Genomic DNA, 2,570 nt, shown 5'->3' with positions numbered 1-2,570 from the left:
GGATAAAAGATATTCTCGCCAAAATATGAAGGAAGTAAATAATGAAGAATATCACCCCACTAGTAATGTTATTAATTTCAGCGAGCGCTGCGAGTGAAACCTATATTGTTAGCCCGAATACAAAGCACGGGCTCCCAACCCTGACTGAAGAACCTAATCTGTATCAAGCACCTAGTTTTGACTTTTTCGACTTTAGTGAGGGGTATTTGGCACAGAGGGCTGAAGCCAGTGCCTTGTTACCAATAGCGCTTAATAGCATAGATAGAGTGTGTATTAGTACTACCTTTAGCGAGATAGATAGAGAGGCGCGTTATCCGCAATCTGGTGTTTTGGTTTATACATACGCGACAAACGCTCAAGGTAAAAAAACGCACAACACTACTATCGTTGACAGAATACCGTTGGCAGAAGTATCGCAGCATTGTTTGGACGAATCATCATGGGTTTATGATAATTGGTTGGCAGACAAACGTATCGACTTTACCCCTTATAGCTCAGCGTTCGCATTGATTGAAAATGTCGATGTCGTGGTTGAAGGAGACTTATCTTTGTCTCAAGATCCTGTCGAGTTTGTTGAGCAGTATTTTGATTTCATCACTAAGGTCGGTTTTAACCAGTCTGCAAGTTTCTATCATATGGATGCCATTAGAGAACTCAAATCAATCATTATGGAAGGCCTTCAAAATGGAAATCAGAACGTTCTTGATATCGTGAATATTGCCTTTGGTACCGGAGCTGCTAGAGAAGACATCGCGGTTATGGATGATAAAGTCTTTATGAATACTTTCCTAAATATTCGCAAGATTGCTCAAGGTTCTAATATCGCTCGCTTATCTTCGTTCAGTGTAATTAATGAGTTTGATTACCAAGGCCAAAAGTATATTACAGTCGAGAAAAAAGAGCAGTTCGGCGACCGAGTTACTACACAGTATGAAACTATTATACTAAAGAGTGATGGGGATTACTGGAGGCTAAACCTTTCCGGTAACATCAAAGCACTTCTTGCTATGTAACTTTTTTATACGGTATTACACGAGATTTTCTCTAAACATATTAAGAGAGACAGGAAAAGGACCTCTATGTTGGAGGTTCTTTTGTTTGAAATTCTGTTCTTGAATTGATGCCATAGTATACGAGTTATTCTGTAGTTTGAGGGAAGCAAGGTTCGCTTAGTTTTTTCAAACTGCAATTTTATCAGCAAGCACGCTTACTGATATTGTCAAAATCGTGATCTGCAGTCATACCTTATGTAACAAATGAATATCACCTGTAGATACTTTGGATTAGTTCACAGTTTTTTTGTCCCAGCTGCTTACATTAGGCAGAAAATCTGACGTGAACACTTTTCGACACAGGACCCCCCATGAAAAAGAACATTATCGCCCTCGCTCTTGGCGGCATGCTAGCCTTTGGCACAGCGCCATTTTCTTTTGCTGCTAACGATGGCGCAGTTCAAGCTTCTGCCGATTACGCGCAGCTAGTGACGAAGCGACAGGTTGTCGACCAATTACTTCTTGATGCATTGCAAGCGTTTAAGTCTCCGGCGAGAATTTCTCACGCCGGTTTCACAGCAAAAATGCCAAGTAACATGGAAATTGTGACCAACCGACTGCTAGAGGCTTACCAACTAGAACCTTATCGTACTGACTTACTGATCTCGGCAGCGAACGCTCAGATTTACAACAAAAATGCAGAGCGCGCGATTGAGCTGTTTGAACAAGCACTGACGGTTGCACCAGACGATGTTGATCTTCATGCTTACCTTGCGGTTTGGCAGAGATTTGAAGGCAATGAAAGTGAATCCAATAAGCACATGGAGAAACTAGAAAGCCTGAACGAAGGTAAGGCTGAAGATATTAAACGCATTTTTGCGACGGTTGATCGCGTGTTAGAAACACCGCTTAAAGAATCTGCAGACAAAGGTTTGCTGGATGATCACGGCGCTATCGTTACTCTAGGTTATGCGCTGAATCCAGACGGCTCAATGCATCAGATCTTGATTGAGCGTCTTGAGACAACTCTAGCTATGGCTAAAGCGAATCCGGATGCGATGATCGTGTTAACGGGTGGCGTGCCGAAGAACCACAAGACTGAAGGCAAGTTGATGGCGGACTGGCTTATCGATAAAGGGGTAAGCAAAGATCGCATCATTGAAGAAAACTATGCGACTAGCACGGTTGGCAATGCCTTATTCAGTAGTTATGCGTTAGCTCGCCACAACATTAAACACGCGACGATTATTAGCTCGGCAAGCCACGTTCGCCGTGGTCAAACTCTGTTTGAAGTGGCAAGCTGGCAAACCGGCCCTCAGGGCATTACTTTCGATACGGTTTCTTACCCAGACAAGCCACTTTCAGAACTTAAGAAAGCAAGTGATGGGGAGCTACTAGGTATCTACCGTGATGCCCTTAGAACTTACGGGATGTGGAGCTACCGTTCTTACCCGTTAGAGTCTCGCTAGGTTTCACGTTACTTCACAGTAGGCAAAGTATAAGTTGCTAGTACAATCGAGCACAGCTAGATGGTATGCTGTGCTCCTATTTTATTTAGTGTTTCAAAGGTAAAAAGAT

2 protein-coding genes are annotated in these 2,570 nt (G+C 42.8%); both read left to right on the top strand.

The annotated features are described in order from the left end of the window. Nucleotides 1-41 precede the first annotated feature (41 nt). Nucleotides 42-1,013 carry a hypothetical protein gene (locus tag BCT81_RS00295; protein WP_102422939.1) on the top strand — a complete coding sequence of 324 codons (972 nt, stop codon included), beginning with the start codon at nt 42-44 and terminating at the stop codon, nt 1,011-1,013. A gap of 350 nt (nt 1,014-1,363) precedes the next feature. After that, the gene (locus BCT81_RS00290; protein WP_102422938.1) at nt 1,364-2,461 is read left to right on the top strand and encodes a YdcF family protein; all 1,098 of its coding nucleotides are present in this window, start codon (nt 1,364-1,366) and stop codon (nt 2,459-2,461) included. The last annotated feature ends 109 nt before the right edge of the window (nt 2,462-2,570 follow it).

It is taken from the genome of Vibrio sp. 10N.261.52.A1 (assembly GCF_002876325.1).
Lineage (GTDB): Bacteria > Pseudomonadota > Gammaproteobacteria > Enterobacterales > Vibrionaceae > Vibrio > Vibrio chagasii.
The sequence above is the reverse complement of the archived record's forward strand: the minus strand, read 5'-3'. Positions and strand labels throughout refer to the sequence as shown.